This is a genomic window from Cupriavidus sp. R6-3 (assembly GCF_059772245.1).
In genome coordinates this window covers 1-15,870 of sequence record NZ_JCBAJO010000109.1, presented here as the reverse complement: position 1 = coordinate 15,870, position 15,870 = coordinate 1, and the positions used below count along the sequence as shown (strand labels likewise).

Genomic DNA, 15,870 nt, shown 5'->3' with positions numbered 1-15,870 from the left:
GATCCCGGCTGCCGAAGCGCAACTGCGGCCCCGCGCCGCTGCCCAGCAGCGACCACGCCCGGGCACGCGGGCAGTACGCGGCTGGAGCCGCGACGTCGGCGACCTCCACCAGCGCCGAGGAAGGCGAAATCAACGCGGCCAGCGGCGTGACGGCGCCGAAGTCCTGCGCCGGCCGCAACGCAATGCGCCCGGATGCAATCGCGCGCTCGGCCGCCATCGCATCGCTCGCCCAGCCCTCGTGCAGGCAGCACAGCACGGCCGAAGCGAGCAGCGGTGCCGGCGGCCGGCACGGGTCCGTCAGCGGCGGGCCGGCGTGCAGCAGGGTGTGGTGCTCCAGACCGAGCGCCTCGCGCGCGGGTCTTACGGCCGTCCACGCGGGTTGCACCGAGACGAGCCGCGCCAGCACGCGCGCATTGGCGGCGCGGCGGTCCGCTTGATTGGCATCGATCGCGTCCATTGCCATTCTCATGCCGCCTCACATCCCCATATAGGCCTGGCGCACACGGGGATCGTCGGCCAGCACGCGCGTGTCGCCTGCAAGCGAGATGCGTCCGGTCTCGACCACGTTTGCATGGCGGGCCAGCTCGAACGCCGTCAGCACATCCTGCTCGACCAGCAGGATGGTCAGCCCCGCGCGGTTGATCTGCAGCAGCGCCTCGCCCAGGTTCTCGACCGCACGCGGGGCCAGCCCCAGCGACAGCTCGTCGATCATCAGCAGCTGCGGGCGCGACATGATGCCCCGGCCGATCGCGCACATCTGCTGCTCGCCGCCGGAGAGCGTGGTGGCATCCTGCTTCTGGCGCGTCTTCAGGATCGGAAACATGGTGAAGACGAAGTCGAGGTCTGCCTCGATGTCGGCGCGGCTGTCGCTGCGCAGATACGCGCCAAGCAGCAGGTTGTCGCGTATCGACAGGCCGCGGAACAGCCGCCGCCCTTCGGGCACATGCGCGACGCCGGCGCGCAGCATCGCGTCGGGACTGGCGCCGGTCATGTCCTTGCCGGCAAACGCGAGTCGCCCGCCCGAGGGCTTGACCATGCCGGAGATCGTCCGCAGCAGCGTGGACTTGCCGGCGCCGTTGGAGCCGACGATGCAGGTGATCTCGCCTGCCGGCACCTGCAGGTCGATGCCCCACAGCACCTGCACGTCGCCGTAGCCGGCGTGCAGCCCGGCAATCTCCAGCAGCGGCGTGTTGAGGGGCGCGGCGGCGCCGGCGGGCGCGGCACTGGTGCGAGCGCCCATGGCGGCGCTGGTTTGGACGTTCATCGGTGGACCTCCGTGGTGGTGTCCGCCGCCGGCGTCGCGGCTACGCCATGCGCCGCCTGGCGCGCGGCAAACTTGCTGCCCAGATAGGCCTCCACCACGCGCGCGTCGCGGATGACGGCCTGCGGCTCGCCCTGCGCGATCAGCTCGCCCTGATGCAGCACCAGGATCCGCTGGCTCAGGGACATCACGACCTTCATCAGATGTTCGATCAGCAGGATGGTCACGCCGCGCGCCGCGATCGCGCGCATCAGCGCCAGCGCCTGGTCGATCTCGGCGGTGTTCAGCCCCGCATTGACCTCGTCGAGCAGCAGCAGGCGCGGCCGCATCGCCAGGCTTTTGGCCAGTTCCAGCCGCTTGCGCGACGGCAGCGTCAGCGCGGTGGCCGGGCGCCGCGCCTCATGCGCGAGGCCGACGAACTCGAGATGGTCCATTGCGTCGCGCTCGGCCTGCGCCAGGCTCGCCGCGTGGCCCGCGAACAGCGCGCCGGCGCAGACGTTCTCGAGGACCGTCATCTGCGGAAACGGCTGCACGATCTGGAAGGTCCGCGCCAGGCCGCTGCGGGCCGCCTGCCACGGCCGCTGCGCGGTCACGTCCCGGCCGCGGAACACCACCGAGCCGCCGTCGGCGCGCACCACGCCGGTGATCAGATTGACCAGCGTGGTCTTGCCCGCGCCGTTCGGTCCGATCAGTCCGACGATCTCGCCTTCCTCCAGCGCGAAGCTGACCTCGCGGGTCGCATGCAACCCGCCGAAATGCTTGTCCAGTGCCTGGACCTCCAGCAGCCTGCCCATCAGCGCACCTCCGTCGCGGTGGCGCGGCCGGCGCGCGCCCAGGCGGCCGATCGGATGTGTGCCAGCCCGCGCCGATAGTCGATCTTCAGCAGGCCGCCCGGCAGGAAGAAGATCAGCAGCACGATCACCACGCCGAGGATCGCCTGGTGGTAGTCGAGAAAGCGCGCCCAGATGGTTTCCTCCATCAGCACGAAGGCGGTGGCGCCGACCAGCGGCCCGTACACTGTGCCAAGTCCTCCCAGCATCGCCATCACGGGCACCTTCAGCGTCAGCAGGATGCCGAACGCGTCGGTCGGCGCGATATACGAGACCCACGACGCGTAGATGGCGCCGACGGTGCCGCAATAGACGGCCGACAGCGTGTAGGCCGCGGTCTTGTAGCGGTTGGTGTCGATGCCAACCATATCGGCGGCCTCCTCGTTCTGGCTGATGCAGCGCAGGCCGAAGCCGAGCCGCGAGCGCTCGACCGCCAGCGTGGTGGCCCACGCGCACAGCATCACCGCCAGCATCGCGTACAGGAAGACACGGCCGGCGAAGTCCGGGCCGCCGTCGAGGATGCGGATATTGAGCCCGTCCCCGCCGCCGGTCACATCGACCCACAGCGAGGCGACCATGCGCAGCACCTCGACCAGCGTGATCGACCCGATCGCGAAGTAATGGCCCTTCATCCGCAGGATTGCGCCGCCAAGCAGCGCGGCGAACAGGCTGACGAACACGGTCGCGCCCAGCCAGGCGAGCACCATCGGCACGCCCGCGTTCTGCAGCAGGCCGCCGACATAGCTGCCCAGGCCGACAAAGGCCGCGGTGGAGAACGACGGATAGCCGGCATAGCCGCCGATGAAGTTCCACGACAGCGCCAGCGCGCCGTACATGCAGACGAACGTGGCGAGCCGCACGAAGTAGTTGTCGGCCAGGAACGGCATCGCGGCCAGCAACAGCACGCCGCCGGCGAACAGCAGATGCGCGCCGCGCGCGGGGAAGCGGAAACGGTTGGCGTTCATTGGTACCCTCGCTTGCCGATCAGCCCGGTGGGCCGCGTCATCAACAGCACCAGCATCAGCAGCGAGCCGACCAGGATCGCGCTCTGCGCCCCCAGGAAGTTGCCCGCCACACTCTCGATCAGCCCCAGTGCGAGGCCGCCGACCAGCGCGCCCGGCACCGTGCCGAGCCCGCCGATCACGCAGATCACGAAGGCCTTGCCGAGCAGCAGCCCGGTGATATTGGTGGTGATCGGGAACACCACCGACATCAGCACGCCGCAGGCGCCGGCCATCAGCGCGCCGATGCCGAACGTGATCGCGTAGACGCGGCCCACGCGAATGCCCATCAGCGTGGCGGCATCACGGTCCATCCGCACCGCGACGATCGCGCGGCCGATGCGCGAGCTGCGCAGCACCAGATAGAGCACGCCGGTCATCGCCAGCGCCAGCAGCATCGCCAGCAGCCGGTCGTTCGGCACGATCACGCCGTTCAGGTCCAGCCGCCCCAGGTCCAGCGAAATCCGGCGCGGCGTCGCGTCGAACCACACGTTCATCAGGTTGTAGAGGATCATGTCCAGGCCGAAGGTCAGCGTCAGCGTGGTCAGCACCGGCTGCGACACGACCCGGTTGACCAGCCCGTACTGCAGCAGGAAGCCGAGCAGGAACAACCCCACCGATACCGCCAGCAGCATCACGAAGGGACTGACCTGCCAGTGCAGCCACGCGAAGTAGGCCAGATAGCCCCCCAGCACGATGAACGACCCGTGCAGCATGTTGATCACGTTCAGCACGCCCCAGACCAGCGAAAAGCCGACGGCGATGCAGGCGTACAGCGCGCCCAGCATCAGGCCGTTGACGACGATTTGTGCGTAGAGACTCATGGCGGTGGCTTCCGGCGGTCCGTGTCAGCGCACGGCGACGAGGTCGGCCTGCTTGACGGCTTGCGGATACAGCACGGCCACCTTGCCCGACTGGACCTGGATGATCGGCAGGTCGCGCCCGGCATTCATGCCATTGGGGCCGAACTTGACCGGGCCGTAGAACGTCATCGCATCGAGCGAGGCCAGCGCGTCGCGCACCTTGGCGCCCTGCGTGCTGCCCGCCTTCTCGATGGCCTTCTGCAGCGCGATCAGCGCCGCCGCCGCGGAGGCGTGCACATAGTCGGGGTCGTGCTTCTCGCGGGCGACGAACTCGTCGTAGAACGCCTTGGTCGAACCGAACACATCGTCCGCCTTGTATTGCGACGACGGATGCCACCAGGTCGCGCTGCTGACGTTGTTGGCGAGCGGGCCCAGCGCATCGATGAACTCGCGGTAGGCCGGACCGGTGATCATCGTGATGATCGGCGCGGTCGTGCCCAGATCGGCCATCTGCTTGCGCACCAGGATCAGGTCCTTGGTGTAGCCGGTGATATAGATCCACTCGGCGCCCGATGCCTTGATGCGCGACAGCGACGCGGAATGGTCGAGCGCTCCCACCGGGAAATATTCGTTGTGGACGACCTTGAGCCCGGCCTTCTCCGCATGTGCCTTCATGGTCGCGGCCATCGAGCGCGGAAACACGTCCTCGCGGCCCAGGATGGCGATCTTCTTGACCGTGGGCATCTGTGCGGTGAAGGTGCGGATCATCGAATCGACCAGGCCGCCGTTCGGTGCCAGCGTGCCGAACAGGTATTTGTAGCCCTGATCGAACACCGACTCCGACGACGCGGCCGACGCCATGACGGGAATGCCATAGCGCTCGGCCACGCCCGCGACAACCTTGGTATGTCCGGAGCCGAAGGGCGCGGTCAGGAATTCGACCTTGTCCTGCGTGATCAGCTTCTCGGCCATCTGCTGCGCGCGCTTCTCGTCCGACTGGTAATCGTAGGTGATCAGCTCCACCTTGCGCCGGGTGCCGCCGACATTGATGCCGCCGGCCGCGTTGACCCGCTTGAGCCACATGTCATAGGCGACCTGCTGCTTCTTGCCTTCGTCGGCCAGGCCTCCGGTCAACGCTAGCGGCGCGCCGATACGGATGGTGGACTGGGCCTGGGCCAGCGCGGTGGCGCCCATCAGGAGCGCGGACAGCAGCGCGGTACGGATCAGCTTGGGAGTCATGGAATACCTCGTCACGGGACAGGTCTTGCGGAGCGAATCAGGGAAAGGGACGGCAAACTCAGCGGCGGCCGAACGACAGCCACTGCCGCAGGCGGGCCCACAGCGCGGGCCAGAACAGGGCATTGAGGTCGAGCGGCGCGTTGGCAGGCGCGTTGGCTGGCGCACTGGCTGGCGCACTGGCTGGCCCACTGGCTGGGGCCTGCCTCGACGGCGCAGGCGCCGTCTCGACAAAGGCAGGCGGCTCGGCCGCGGCGAAGGCGGCTACCGTGGGAGCCGCCGCAACGGTAACGGCCGGTCCGGCCTCGGCTTCGAGCTTGCGGCGCAGGTTGGCGGCAAAGGCCTCGGTCAGCCGGGCGGCCAGCTCGCGCACGATGCCGCCTCTCGAGAACTGCGCCAGGCTGCCGGCGATCGCATAGTCCACCGCGATGTCGACGCGCGTGGCGGGCCCGCCGGTCGCGTCCGCGAGGTCATGCAGCGAGAACGCGGCCTCGCCCTTGACGCGCGAGCCGCTCTTGCGGTCCGCGCCGGTGCCTGTCACCGCGCCACGGTAATCGGCATCGTCCAGGCGCATCTCGCCGTCGCCGGCGAAGACCGCGACGATGGGCCCGAGCTTGACGGTCATCGTCAGGGGCAACCGGCCGTCTCGTGGCGGCGCCGACAGCGACGCCCCGGGCAGGCAGGCGATCACGCCCTCGGTATCGCGGAAGCAGCGCCATACCGCGTCGCGCGCGAACGGCAGCAAGATCGTTTGTTGGAGTTCCATGCGGGGCTCAGCCTCCTGTGGGTCGCCTCGGTAGCGTGTCGTGTCGGTTCGCGCGGGTTCTGGTCAGGTCCGATTGACCGCGCCGGCGGTCTTGCGGGCATCGAGCACGCTGCGTATCGCCCGCACCAGGCCGACATAGCCGGTGCAGCGGCACAGGTTGCCGGCAAGCTCGTGACGGACGCGCGCATCGTCGGCATCCGGCAGCCGCAGCACGATGTCACGCGCAGTGGCCAGCATGCCCGGCGTGCAATATCCGCATTGCAGCGCGTGTTCGGCGCTGAAGGCTTCGCGCAGTTGCGCCATCACGGGGTCGGCATCGAAGTCCTCGATGGTGCGTACCTCGGCGCCGGTGCAGCTGACCGCCAGCACGGTGCACGAACGCGTCGGCACGCCGTCGACCTGCAACGTGCAGGCGCCGCAGACGCCCTGCTCGCAGCCGAGATTGGTGCCTGTCAGGTTCAGGTGTTCGCGCAGGAAGTCGGCCAGGTGCGTGCGGGGCTCGATGGCGGCGCTGACACGCTCGCCGTTGACACACAGTTCGACAGGCATGGGGAGTGTCATGCGCCTTCTCCGGTAAAGACAGCCAGCGCCGCGGCGGCGCGCCGCAACGCCACCGCGTGCAGTTGGTATTCAAGCGTGCCGGGCTCGAGCCCGGCCTCGCACAGGTGGCGGTGCGCCAGCGCTTCGTCCCAGCGCTCGATCAGCGCGCCGGCGTCGGCGATCACGAACGGCGCGCCGTCGATGGCGCCGATCACCGCGCGACGCCTACCCTGTGCGCCGTCGTCGACGAAGGCGCAGATCGCCTCGGCGAATTCGCCCGGCTTGCGGTTGACCTTGTAGTAGCTCCAGCGCGCGCCGGGGCTCAAGCGCGCGATGCGGACCCCGAGCAGCACTTCGTCATCCGCCAGCGCCGTGGTGAATGCGCCGACCATCCAGTCGCGCTGCGCGATCTCGCGCTGGCCGCGCGGGCCCATCACGATGCAGGTGGCGTCGAGCAGCGCCATCACGTTGATCCAGTCGGCCGCCGGGTCGGCATGGGCCAGGCTGCCGCCCAGTGTGCCGCGGTTGCGCACGGCCCGATAAGCGATGCCGCGCGCGACGAAGGACATCAGGCCGCGGCTCGGATCGGGAATGCGCCCGTCCTCGATCTGCGCATGGGTGATGCCGGCGCCCAGTTGCACCGACGTGCCCGCGTCGAGGCATTCGCGCAGTGCCGCGATGCCGCCCAGATCGATCAGCTCGGCCGGCTGTGCCAGCCGCAGGTTCAGCATCGGGCCAAGCGACTGGCCACCGGCGACGGCCTTGGCAACGCCATTGCTGCCGGCGAGCGCGGCGAGCGCCGCTTCGACGGTGTCGGGCCGCCGATAGTCGAACGGCGCCGGCTTCATGCCGCCACCTGCGCAGGCGACGACGGCATCGGGCTGAAGTGGCCGGGGTGGCGGACATCCCTGGCACGCGCATTGGCGAGCGCGGCGAGGATCGCCCGCGGGCTTGCCGGCAGCTCGCGCAGTTCGGCGCCCAGCGGCCGCAACGCGTCATTGATGGCGTTGACGATCGCCGCGGGCGAGCCGATCGCACCGCTCTCGCCGATGCCCTTCTGGCCGAACTCGGTGTAGGGCGCTGGCGTTTCCATATGGTGGATGCGGATCGCAGGCACTTCGGTAGCGCCGGGCAGCAGGTAGTCGGCCAGCGTCGATGCCAGCGGCTGGCCGTCTTCGCTGTAGCGCATCTCCTCGTACAGCGCGGTGCCGATGCCCTGCGCCGCCCCGCCGTAGACCTGGCCGTCGACCACCATCGGATTGATCAGCACGCCGCCGTCCTCGACGATCGCGTAGTCGATCAGTTCGACCTTGCCGAGTTCGGTATCGACGGCGACCGCCACCGCATGGCACGCATAGCTGAAGGTGCCGGTATCGCGCGTTGCCTGGTAGGTGGTCATGACCTCCAGCCCCGAAGGATCGACATCGGCGGGCAACTTCTGCGGCTGCCGGTACCAGACGTGGGCGAGCTCGGCCAGCGGCACGCGGCCACCGCCGCCCACCACCGCCCCGTCCTCCCAGCGCGCCGCCGGCACAGGCAGGCCCAGCAGATGGGCGCCGATGTGCAGCAGCCGTGTTCGCAACTGCTTGCAGGCCTGGCCCACGGCTCCGCCCGCCATCACGATCGAGCGCGAGCCCCAGGTGCCGGTGGAGTACGGCGTGATCGCGGTATCGCCAAGCAGCACGCGCACCTGATCGGTGTCGACGCCGAGCACCTCGTGCGCGATCTGGGCCAGCGTCGTTTCCATACCTTGCCCGTGCGAATGCACGCCGGCGCGGATCTCCAGCACGCCGTCCGGCGTCAGCCGCACCACGGCCGGCTCGCGGCCAGGCACCATCGGAATGCCCCAGCCGTGATAGACCGAGGTGCCATGGGCGCCCTGCTCGCAGAACACCGCAAACCCGACGCCAATGCGGCGCCCGTCGGGCTCGCCGCGCTGCTGGCGCGCCCGCAGGCCCGGCAGATCGATGGCCGCCACGGCGCGTCGCACGCATTCGGGATAGTCGCCGCTGTCGAAGTGCTTGCCGGTGATGTTGTCGAACGGCATGCGCTCGGGCGGCACCAGATTGCGCAGCCGCACCTGATGGGGTTCCAGCCCCGCCTCGACCGCGACCGCGTCCATCACGCTCTCGATCGCGAAGCAGACGCCGGTGCGCGCCACGCCGCGGTATGGCAGGATCGGCGGCTTGTTGGTCGCCACCGACCAGGTGCGGCAGCGATAGCGCTCCATCATGTAGGGCCCCGGCAGGATGCTGCCGACCTGTGCGGCCTCCAGGCAGGCCGAGAACGGGTACGACGAATAGCAGCCCGAATCCACCGTGGCCTCGCAGTCGACCGCCAGCAGGCGGCCATCGCGCTCGGCCCAGGCCTCGATGCGATAGGCGTGCTCGCGGCAGTTCGCGTTGGCCGTCAGCTGCTCGCGCCGATCCTCGATCCAGCGCACCGGCTGCTCCAGCCGCATCGCCAGCCACGCGACGCAGACTTCTTCGGGCAGCAGGATTCCCTTGTAGCCGAAGCCGCCGCCGACGTCCGGCGAGATCACGCGAACCTGCCCTTCGTCCAGGCCCAGACAGCCTGCCAACCCCGTGCGGTTGATATGCGGCATTTGCGCCGCGGTGACCACCACCAGCTGGGCCAGGCGCCGGTCCCACCAGGCGACCACGCCACGGCCCTCCATCGGCGCCATGCTCTGGCGCGCGGTACGCAGCGTGCGGATGACGTGAATCGGCGCGCTCGCGCGGATCGCGGCCAACGCGGCCTCGTTGTCGCCGTCCGTGCCGACCGCCGTCGAAAGAAACACGTTGTCGCCCCAGTGCTCGTGCACGAGCGGCGCGCCGGCCTCGCGTGCGGCCAGCATGTCGACCACCGCCGGCAGCTCCTCGAAGTCGACGAAGACCTGCGCCGCAATGTCTTCGGCCAGCGCGCGGGTCGGGGCCACGCACATCGCGATCATCTCGCCGACCTGGCGCACCTTGCCGTCGGCGAGCACCGGCTGCGCCGACGACTTGAAGCCGGCGAGCCCCGAGTCGGCGACGATGGGCCGCACTCCGTCGAGGTCGGCCAGCGTGAATACCGCATCGGCCAGCCCTTCGGGCTTCTCGATGCCGCGGATGCGCGCATGCGCCAGCGGACTGCGCGCGAACGCGACATCGCGCATGCCGACCATGCGCAGGTTGGCGACATAGTCGCCGCGGCCGCGCAGGAAACGGTCGTCCTCCTTGCGGCGCAGCCGCGCGCCGATGCCGCCGGTCTTGCCGCCGTTGTTGCCGCCGTTGTTACCGCCGTTCCTGCTGCGGTCGCCGTGCGCTGCCGGGGTCGTCATCGCGATCTCCCTAGGCGACCTGCGCAACCGGCAGGATGGACGCGGCCGCATCGAAGCGCTGCCCGGCGCGCAGGCAGAACACCGGTTCCAGCATCCGCTCGACCACCACCTGGGTCCCCTCGTTGTCGGCGAGGACCCAGCGGCCACGCAGGTCTTCCAGCACCGAGACGTTGGCCTCGGCACCGACCCGCAGCGTGCCGGCGCCGTCCTTCAGGCCGGCCATGCGTGCCGCATTGACGGTGGCCATGCGCACCACATGGTCCAGTGGCAAACCGAGCGCCAGCATGCTGGTCATCGCCGACACCAGGCTGAAGCGGACGCGGCCGAGGAACATATGGTCCTGGTCCGGATGTTCCGCCGGCGTACCCGCTGGCGCCGGCACGTGCGTGTTGTAGCCGTGCATGTCGGCGCCCAGCGTATCGGGCACGATGCCGGCGTCCAGCACGGTGCGCGCCATCCGGTAGCTGAAGTGCGAGCCGTGACCGACGTCGATCTTCAGGCCGCGCGCCGCCGCCTCGCGCGCCAGCGGGTGCACGGTGCCGTCGCGGTTGACGAAGCCGCCGGGATGGCGGCTGAACGGGTGCGCCAGCACATCGCCAGGCTTGAGCATGTCGACCACCTGCTCGAGGATCGTGTCGGGGTCGACATCGTGCTCGGCGTGGCCAGGCATCGGCCACAACTGGCCGAAGTGGACGTAGACCGGCAGCGCTGTCTGACGGCCAATCTCGGCGGACGCACGCATCACCTCGACGCCCCACCGCGCAAACCCGCCGAGCTCGGCATGGGCCTTGATGCCGCGCACCAGGTCGGCGTTGGCCAGCGCGGCCTTCACCGTGGCATCGACATCGACGCATTCGGGCCGATACAGCTCCGCGTAGTAATGGCCTTCGAGCCCGCCGACCAGATAGGCCGACAGGAAGGCGTAGACGCGGCTGCTTGCCGGCTCGGCAACGTAGTGCCGAAAGCCGGGCAGCGTCATGCAGCTCGCGCCGCCCTGGTCGATCAGCGTGGTGACCCCGGAATGCACGCCGCACATGTCCGCGTTCAGGCCGAAGCGTCCGGTCACGTACTGGTACACGTGCGCGTGCGTGTCGATCAGGCCGGGCAGCACCAGCTTGCCGCGGCAGTCGACGACTTCGGCCGCATCGGCGTCGGCAGGCAAGGCCGCCGAGCCGTCGCCGACGGCGGCGATGCGGCCGTTGCGGATCCATACATCGCACACCGCGTCGATGCCGGCGTCCGGATCGATGACGCGGCCTTGCCGAAGAACGATGTCGCGCTTGCTTGCAGTCATGCTGGCCTCGTGGGGTGAAAACGCTGCCTGCAAAACGCAAGAACTTTGCCAGTGCATGCCGCAGGCCCGGCCTCCGTTGCCGGAAACCCTTGCCGGCCAACGCTTTGCGGTCTTGCGTCGACGCAACGAAATACGGGGTATGCCACTTATCCGGGTCGATTCCGGATGCGCGAGGCTGGTGCCGGCGCACCGGGAATCGGCGTATACGAGCCCAGCGGGCAGCAAACCTGCCCCGTTGCTGTGCAATACGGGGCATACCACCTATTCGGCGATAATGGCGGCAACCGAAGCCACGCTGGAACGGCTGCCCCCTGACCTGGCGCCAACCGCCGGCGGCGAAATGCCGTCCGTTTCCGAACACCGCACCGCATGACGACGACCAAACGACCCATCGCCATCCAGACCGAGATCGACGCCGCCCGGCACCGCTCCACGCTGCTGGGGCGCCCCGGCTTCCTGATCCGGCGCCTGCATCAGGTCCACTGCTCGCTGTTCCTCGAGGAGACCGAGGCGTTCGGCATCACGCCCGTCCAGTACAGCCTGTTGACGGCACTGGAGCAGCACGGCGAACTCGACCAGAACACCGTGGCCCTCGAGGTAGGCCTGGAGCGCACCACGGTGGCCGAAGTCATTCCTCGGCTGGAGGCGCGCGGACTGCTGCAGCGCCGGCAAAGCGAAACCGACCGGCGCGTCAAGCTCGTCAAGCTGACCCGCAAGGGCAAGACACTGGTCAGGAAGATGGAGGCGGCGGTTCAGCGCGCGCACGATCGCACCGTCGACCATCTGCCGCCGGCCGACCGTGAACGGTTCCTGCTGTATCTGATCCGCCTGGTCGAGGCGACCAACGAGCACGGCAGCGTGCCGTATCGGCTGCCGCCAGTGGAGTGACGGCCTGCGGGGAAATGTGACGAGTGATACATTAGCGCCAGCCCGATTTCCGGCTTGTTGTTCCCGTCATTGCGCCAAACAACGTTCTTCCGCATGGAGCGCCGCATGAACCCGTCCCGTTTTGCCCTTCCGCGTCGTGTTCTTCCTCTCGCGCTGGCCGCCGCACTGTCGTGCGCGGCGCTTGCCGGCACGCCGGCCCACGCGCAGGGCGTGCCGGCGCAGCAGCAGAATCAGGTGCCCGGCTATTACCGGATGATGCTCGGCGAGTTCGAGATCACCGCACTGTACGACGGCTATATCGATGTCGACCCCAAGCTGCTGCGCAACACCAGCGCGCGCGAGGTGCAATCCCTGCTGGCGCGCATGTTCGTGGAGTCGACGCCGGGCGTGCAGACCGCGGTCAATGGGTTTCTGATCCACACCGGCAAGAATCTGGTGCTGATCGACACCGGCGCCGGCGCCTGCTTCGGCCCCGCGCTGGGCAAGATCGTCGACAACGTTCGCGCCGCCGGCTACGACCCGATGCAGATCGACACCGTGCTGCTAACCCATCTGCATGGCGACCACGCCTGCGGCCTGGCGGTCGACGGCAAGCCGGCGTTCCCGACCGCGACGGTCCATGCCTCGCAGATGGACGCCGACTACTGGCTGTCGCAGGACGTCGCCGACAAGGCCCCGGCCGAGGCCCAGCCCTACTTCAAGATGGCGCGGGATGCGGTCGCCCCGTATCAGGCGGGCGGGCGCTTCCGCACCTTCAAGGCCGGCGACGAGGTCGTGCCGGGCATCGCCGCGGTGGCCGCCTACGGCCATACCCCGGGCCATACCGGCTATCTGTTGCGCTCCGAGAAGAACGGCAAGGCGCAGAGCCTGCTGGTGTGGGGCGACATCGTGCACAGCCATGCGGTGCAGTTCCGCCGGCCGGACGTGGCGATCGAATTCGACGTGGACAGCCGCGCCGCGGTGCGCACGCGCAAGCGGCTGTTCAACGATGCCGCGCGCAACAAGCTGTGGGTCGCCGGCATGCATCTGCCCTTCCCCGGCATCGGGCACGTGCGGGCCGACGGCAACGGCTATACGTGGGTGCCGGTGGAGTTCGGGCCGATCCGCACGGACCGGTGATCACGCGCCGATCCGCCGCTAACGCGTCGCTGACCCGGCGCTGCCCGCTGCCGACCGGCCGCTGCACCGTGCTGACTCAGTGCTAACTCGGTGCCAACTCGGTGCTGACTCGTCGCTGATCCGGTGCTAACAGGCTGCTCGCCGGGACTAAAGCGGTGCTTGAGCGGGTGCTAGTCGCGCAACTGGCCGCGCAACTGGCCGCGCCGCTGGTCGCGCCGCATCACGGCATCGCACCTGGCCTGCAGCCGCGCCGCCATGTCGCGCGCCGGCGCCGACGGTTCCGGCCGGGCATGCAGGCTCAGCTCGACCGGCGGCACCGCGCCGATCAGCGCGGGCTCGTCGAGCACGCGATGCGCGCGCGTGACCACGCGGCGCGGCAGCAGGCTGATGCCCAGGCCGTCGGCCACCGCCGAGCTCAGGCTGGCAAGACTGGCGCTGACGAAGCCGATGCGCCAGCGCCGGCCGCTCGCCTCCAGCGCATGCGTCATCTCGCCGCGATACAGGGCGCCGCCGGGAAAGACGGCCAGCGGCACCGGCTCGCGCCCGAAGGCGGGACGCCGGCGGCTGTCGATCCAGCACAGCGGCTCGGGCCAGCTTGCCAACCCGGCGGCGCTGCCCTCGCGCTGCTTGATCAGCGCCAGATCGAAATCCCCCTCCTGGAAGCCTTGCCATAGCTCGTGGCTCAGGCCGCTGGTGACCTCGAGCCGCACGCCGGGCCAGGCGTCGGCGAAATCGGCCAGCACCGGCGTCAGCGTCTGCGCCGCGAAGTCTTCCGGCACGCCGAGCCGGATCTCGCCCTGCACCGCGCTGTCGCGGATCTGCGCGACGGCCTCGCCCGACAGTTGCAGGATCCGCCGTGCATAGCCCAGCAGCCGTTCGCCCTCCGGGGTCGGCGTGACATAGCGCCCGCCGCGGTCGAGCAGCGCGCAGCCGCACTGTTCCTCGAGCCGGCGCAATTGCTGGCTGACGGTGGACTGGGTCAGATGGACGCGCTCGGCGGCGCGGGTGAAGCTGCCGCTGTCGGCCACGGCGACGAAGCTGCGCAGCAGTTGGGGATCGAGGATGTCGTTCAAGGGGTGTCGTTCGAGGCGGCCATTTGGGCAGGGATTCGCGCAGGTGTTCGGGCGGTTTTTCGGGGGGCCTTTGGGGGGCCTTTGAGCGGTCTTTTGCGCGCGTCTTTGCCCAGCTCGATTGCGCGGGTCTTGGCGCCGGGGCGCCGGCCCTTGCGCGGGCCTTTGCGCATCTATTTGATTCCTCACTGCCGAGCATTCCATCATTTAATTTCCCAATTGCCAAGCGCGCGCGTACAGTCTGGTCCTCTACCCGCAGGCTCTTTTTCCGGGAGGCATCCCCATGTCCAACCACGAATCCCTGTTGCGCGAAGCCGTGCATCTGGCGCAGGCCAATCGCGCACGCGGCGGCCGGCCCTTCGGCGCCGTGCTGGCGCGCGACGGCCAGCTGATCGCGACCGGCGTCAACGGCATCGTCCACAGCCACGATCCGACCAGCCATGCCGAGATGGAGGCGATCCGCGCCGCCAGCCGGCGCCTGCAGAGCCCGGACCTGCGCGGCTGCGCGGTCTATGCCAGCGGCCATCCCTGCCCGATGTGCCTGGCCGCGCTGGTGATCAGCGGCGTGCAGGAGGTCTACTACGCGTTCGACAACAACGACGCCGCGCCCTATGGCCTGTCCAGCGAGGCCACCTACCAGGCGCTGCGGCTGACGCTCGATCCGCCGCCGCTGCCGCTGATCCGCCTCGATGTGGGTGTCACCGCCGATGCGGTCTATGGCCGTTGAGTTCCATGGCAGTTGAAGTCTCCACCGGCCGGCGCGGCCTCGGCGCGCCGGGCTGGGCGCTGGCGGCGATCGTGCTGGCCGGCCTGAACCTGCGTCCCTTCCTGACTGGCATCGGCCCGCTGGCGCCGGTCATCCGCAACAGCACCGGGCTGGATTACCGCGGCATGGCGTGGCTGACGCTGCTGCCGATGGTGCTGATCGGCGTCGGCGCCTGCCTCGCGCCGGCGATGCGCCGATGGCTCGGCGAGCGGCGCGCGGTGCTGCTCGCACTGGCGCTGGTCGGCATTGGTTCGCTGTTGCGGCTCGCCTGGCCCGGCGGCACGGCGCTGATCGCCACCGCCGCGCTGTGCGGCCTCGGGACGGCGGCCGCGCAGGCGGCGCTGCCCGCGATCGTCAAACGCCGGTTTCCGACGCGGATGGCGATGGTGATGGGCCTCTATTCGGCCGCGCTGATGGCGGGCGGCGCGCTTGGCGCGCAGCTGACGCCGTGGATCGCCGGCCTGAGCGGCAGCTGGCATGCGGGGCTTGCGGTGTGGGCGCTGCCGGCATGGGCCGGATGGCTGCTGGCGTGGCGGACGCTGCCGCGCGATGCGGCGGTCGAGCCAGCGATTCCTGCCGGCGACATCGCCGATGCCAGAGCCAACGCCAACGACGTCGTTGATGCCAGAGCCGAAGCCCACGCTGCCGACGTCGCCGATGCCAGGGCCAAAGCGAACGCCACCGACACCGTTGATGCCAGCGCCAAAGCCAACGCCGCTCACGTCGCCGATGCCAGGGCCAAAGCGAACGCCGCCCACACCGTTGATGCCAGTGCCAAAGCCAGCCGCCCCACCGCGATTCCGGTGCTGCGCCTGCTCAAGCGCCCACGCACCTGGCTGCTGATGGCCTCGTTCGGCGTGATGAACGGCGGCTATGCCTCCTTGATCGCGTGGCTCGCCGCCTATTACCAGGAGCGCGGCTGGAGCGGTCCGGCCTCGGGCGGCCTGATCGCGGTGATGTCGGTGGCGCAGGCC

The 15,870-nt window shown here is 69.5% G+C and carries 16 protein-coding genes; 4 read left to right on the top strand and 12 right to left on the bottom strand.

Annotated features, from left to right (window positions below; translation table 11 throughout):
* From AC6EI8_RS16450 to AC6EI8_RS16400, 11 genes are all read right to left on the bottom strand, one after another.
* On the bottom strand, window positions 1–457 hold a 457-nt coding region (locus AC6EI8_RS16450), incomplete at its 3' end, for an oxamate carbamoyltransferase subunit AllG family protein (protein WP_498382393.1).
* A gap of 18 nt (window positions 458–475) precedes the next feature.
* On the bottom strand, window positions 476–1,264 hold the full coding sequence (locus tag AC6EI8_RS16445) for an ABC transporter ATP-binding protein (RefSeq protein WP_226106872.1): 789 nt from the start codon (window positions 1,262–1,264) through the stop codon (window positions 476–478).
* Window positions 1,261–2,055 (bottom strand): ABC transporter ATP-binding protein, encoded by a 795-nt coding sequence (locus AC6EI8_RS16440; RefSeq protein WP_226106873.1) that lies wholly within the window; start codon window positions 2,053–2,055, stop codon window positions 1,261–1,263. The genes AC6EI8_RS16445 and AC6EI8_RS16440 overlap by 4 nt, the downstream gene beginning before the upstream one ends.
* On the bottom strand, window positions 2,055–3,056 hold the full coding sequence (locus AC6EI8_RS16435) for a branched-chain amino acid ABC transporter permease (protein WP_498382392.1): 1,002 nt from the start codon (window positions 3,054–3,056) through the stop codon (window positions 2,055–2,057). Before AC6EI8_RS16435 ends, AC6EI8_RS16440 begins: the two co-directional genes overlap by 1 nt.
* Window positions 3,053–3,916, bottom strand: a complete 864-nt coding sequence (locus AC6EI8_RS16430) for a branched-chain amino acid ABC transporter permease (protein WP_498382391.1) — start codon at window positions 3,914–3,916, stop codon at window positions 3,053–3,055. The genes AC6EI8_RS16435 and AC6EI8_RS16430 overlap by 4 nt, the downstream gene beginning before the upstream one ends.
* Window positions 3,917–3,940: 24 nt before the next feature.
* The gene (locus tag AC6EI8_RS16425; RefSeq protein ID WP_150084732.1) at window positions 3,941–5,134 is read right to left on the bottom strand and encodes an amino acid ABC transporter substrate-binding protein; all 1,194 of its coding nucleotides are present in this window, start codon (window positions 5,132–5,134) and stop codon (window positions 3,941–3,943) included.
* Window positions 5,135–5,192: 58 nt separating this feature from the next.
* A complete protein-coding gene (locus AC6EI8_RS16420; RefSeq protein WP_265635199.1) occupies window positions 5,193–5,897 on the bottom strand; it encodes an SRPBCC family protein in 705 nt (234 codons plus the stop codon).
* Between the two features lie 63 nt (window positions 5,898–5,960).
* Window positions 5,961–6,458 (bottom strand): (2Fe-2S)-binding protein, encoded by a 498-nt coding sequence (locus AC6EI8_RS16415; protein ID WP_150084730.1) that lies wholly within the window; start codon window positions 6,456–6,458, stop codon window positions 5,961–5,963.
* A complete protein-coding gene (locus AC6EI8_RS16410; RefSeq protein ID WP_226106879.1) occupies window positions 6,455–7,285 on the bottom strand; it encodes an FAD binding domain-containing protein in 831 nt (276 codons plus the stop codon). Before AC6EI8_RS16410 ends, AC6EI8_RS16415 begins: the two co-directional genes overlap by 4 nt.
* Window positions 7,282–9,759 carry a xanthine dehydrogenase family protein molybdopterin-binding subunit gene (locus AC6EI8_RS16405; RefSeq protein WP_498382389.1) on the bottom strand — a complete coding sequence of 826 codons (2,478 nt, stop codon included), beginning with the start codon at window positions 9,757–9,759 and terminating at the stop codon, window positions 7,282–7,284. Before AC6EI8_RS16405 ends, AC6EI8_RS16410 begins: the two co-directional genes overlap by 4 nt.
* 10 nt (window positions 9,760–9,769) lie before the next feature.
* A complete protein-coding gene (locus AC6EI8_RS16400; RefSeq protein WP_498382388.1) occupies window positions 9,770–11,053 on the bottom strand; it encodes an amidohydrolase/deacetylase family metallohydrolase in 1,284 nt (427 codons plus the stop codon).
* 369 nt (window positions 11,054–11,422) lie between these two features.
* Here AC6EI8_RS16400 and AC6EI8_RS16395 point away from each other — a divergent pair, with 369 nt between their 5' ends.
* On the top strand, window positions 11,423–11,941 hold the full coding sequence (locus AC6EI8_RS16395) for a MarR family winged helix-turn-helix transcriptional regulator (protein ID WP_498382387.1): 519 nt from the start codon (window positions 11,423–11,425) through the stop codon (window positions 11,939–11,941).
* Between the two features lie 105 nt (window positions 11,942–12,046).
* A complete protein-coding gene (locus AC6EI8_RS16390) occupies window positions 12,047–13,060 on the top strand; it encodes an MBL fold metallo-hydrolase (protein WP_498382386.1) in 1,014 nt (337 codons plus the stop codon).
* Window positions 13,061–13,230: 170 nt separating this feature from the next.
* On the opposite strand, the gene AC6EI8_RS16385 is transcribed toward AC6EI8_RS16390, so the two are convergent.
* Complete coding sequence (locus AC6EI8_RS16385; protein ID WP_498382394.1) at window positions 13,231–14,124, bottom strand: LysR family transcriptional regulator; 894 nt, start codon at window positions 14,122–14,124, stop codon at window positions 13,231–13,233.
* A 289-nt stretch (window positions 14,125–14,413) separates the two neighbouring features.
* Between AC6EI8_RS16385 and AC6EI8_RS16380 the strand changes: the two genes are divergently transcribed.
* Window positions 14,414–14,857, top strand: a complete 444-nt coding sequence (locus AC6EI8_RS16380; RefSeq protein ID WP_149318553.1) for a nucleoside deaminase — start codon at window positions 14,414–14,416, stop codon at window positions 14,855–14,857.
* 5 nt (window positions 14,858–14,862) lie between these two features.
* The coding region (locus AC6EI8_RS16375) for an MFS transporter (RefSeq protein ID WP_498382385.1) at window positions 14,863–15,870 on the top strand (1,008 nt) is incomplete at its 3' end.

Bases quoted from the DNA above. Each gene is read 5' to 3' on its own strand.
- AC6EI8_RS16410 (WP_226106879.1), bottom strand. From the start codon at position 7,285: ATGAAGCCGGCGCCGTTCGACTATCGGCGGCCCGACACCGTCGAAGCG.
- AC6EI8_RS16435 (WP_498382392.1), bottom strand. From the start codon at position 3,056: ATGAACGCCAACCGTTTCCGCTTCCCCGCGCGCGGCGCGCATCTGCTG.
- AC6EI8_RS16415 (WP_150084730.1), bottom strand. From the start codon at position 6,458: ATGACACTCCCCATGCCTGTCGAACTGTGTGTCAACGGCGAGCGTGTC.
- AC6EI8_RS16405 (WP_498382389.1), bottom strand. From the start codon at position 9,759: ATGACGACCCCGGCAGCGCACGGCGACCGCAGCAGGAACGGCGGTAAC.
- AC6EI8_RS16400 (WP_498382388.1), bottom strand. From the start codon at position 11,053: ATGACTGCAAGCAAGCGCGACATCGTTCTTCGGCAAGGCCGCGTCATC.
- AC6EI8_RS16440 (WP_226106873.1), bottom strand. From the start codon at position 2,055: ATGGGCAGGCTGCTGGAGGTCCAGGCACTGGACAAGCATTTCGGCGGG.
- AC6EI8_RS16390 (WP_498382386.1), top strand. From the start codon at position 12,047: ATGAACCCGTCCCGTTTTGCCCTTCCGCGTCGTGTTCTTCCTCTCGCG.
- AC6EI8_RS16430 (WP_498382391.1), bottom strand. From the start codon at position 3,916: ATGAGTCTCTACGCACAAATCGTCGTCAACGGCCTGATGCTGGGCGCG.
- AC6EI8_RS16425 (WP_150084732.1), bottom strand. From the start codon at position 5,134: ATGACTCCCAAGCTGATCCGTACCGCGCTGCTGTCCGCGCTCCTGATG.
- AC6EI8_RS16395 (WP_498382387.1), top strand. From the start codon at position 11,423: ATGACGACGACCAAACGACCCATCGCCATCCAGACCGAGATCGACGCC.
- AC6EI8_RS16380 (WP_149318553.1), top strand. From the start codon at position 14,414: ATGTCCAACCACGAATCCCTGTTGCGCGAAGCCGTGCATCTGGCGCAG.
- AC6EI8_RS16445 (WP_226106872.1), bottom strand. From the start codon at position 1,264: ATGAACGTCCAAACCAGCGCCGCCATGGGCGCTCGCACCAGTGCCGCG.
- AC6EI8_RS16420 (WP_265635199.1), bottom strand. From the start codon at position 5,897: ATGGAACTCCAACAAACGATCTTGCTGCCGTTCGCGCGCGACGCGGTA.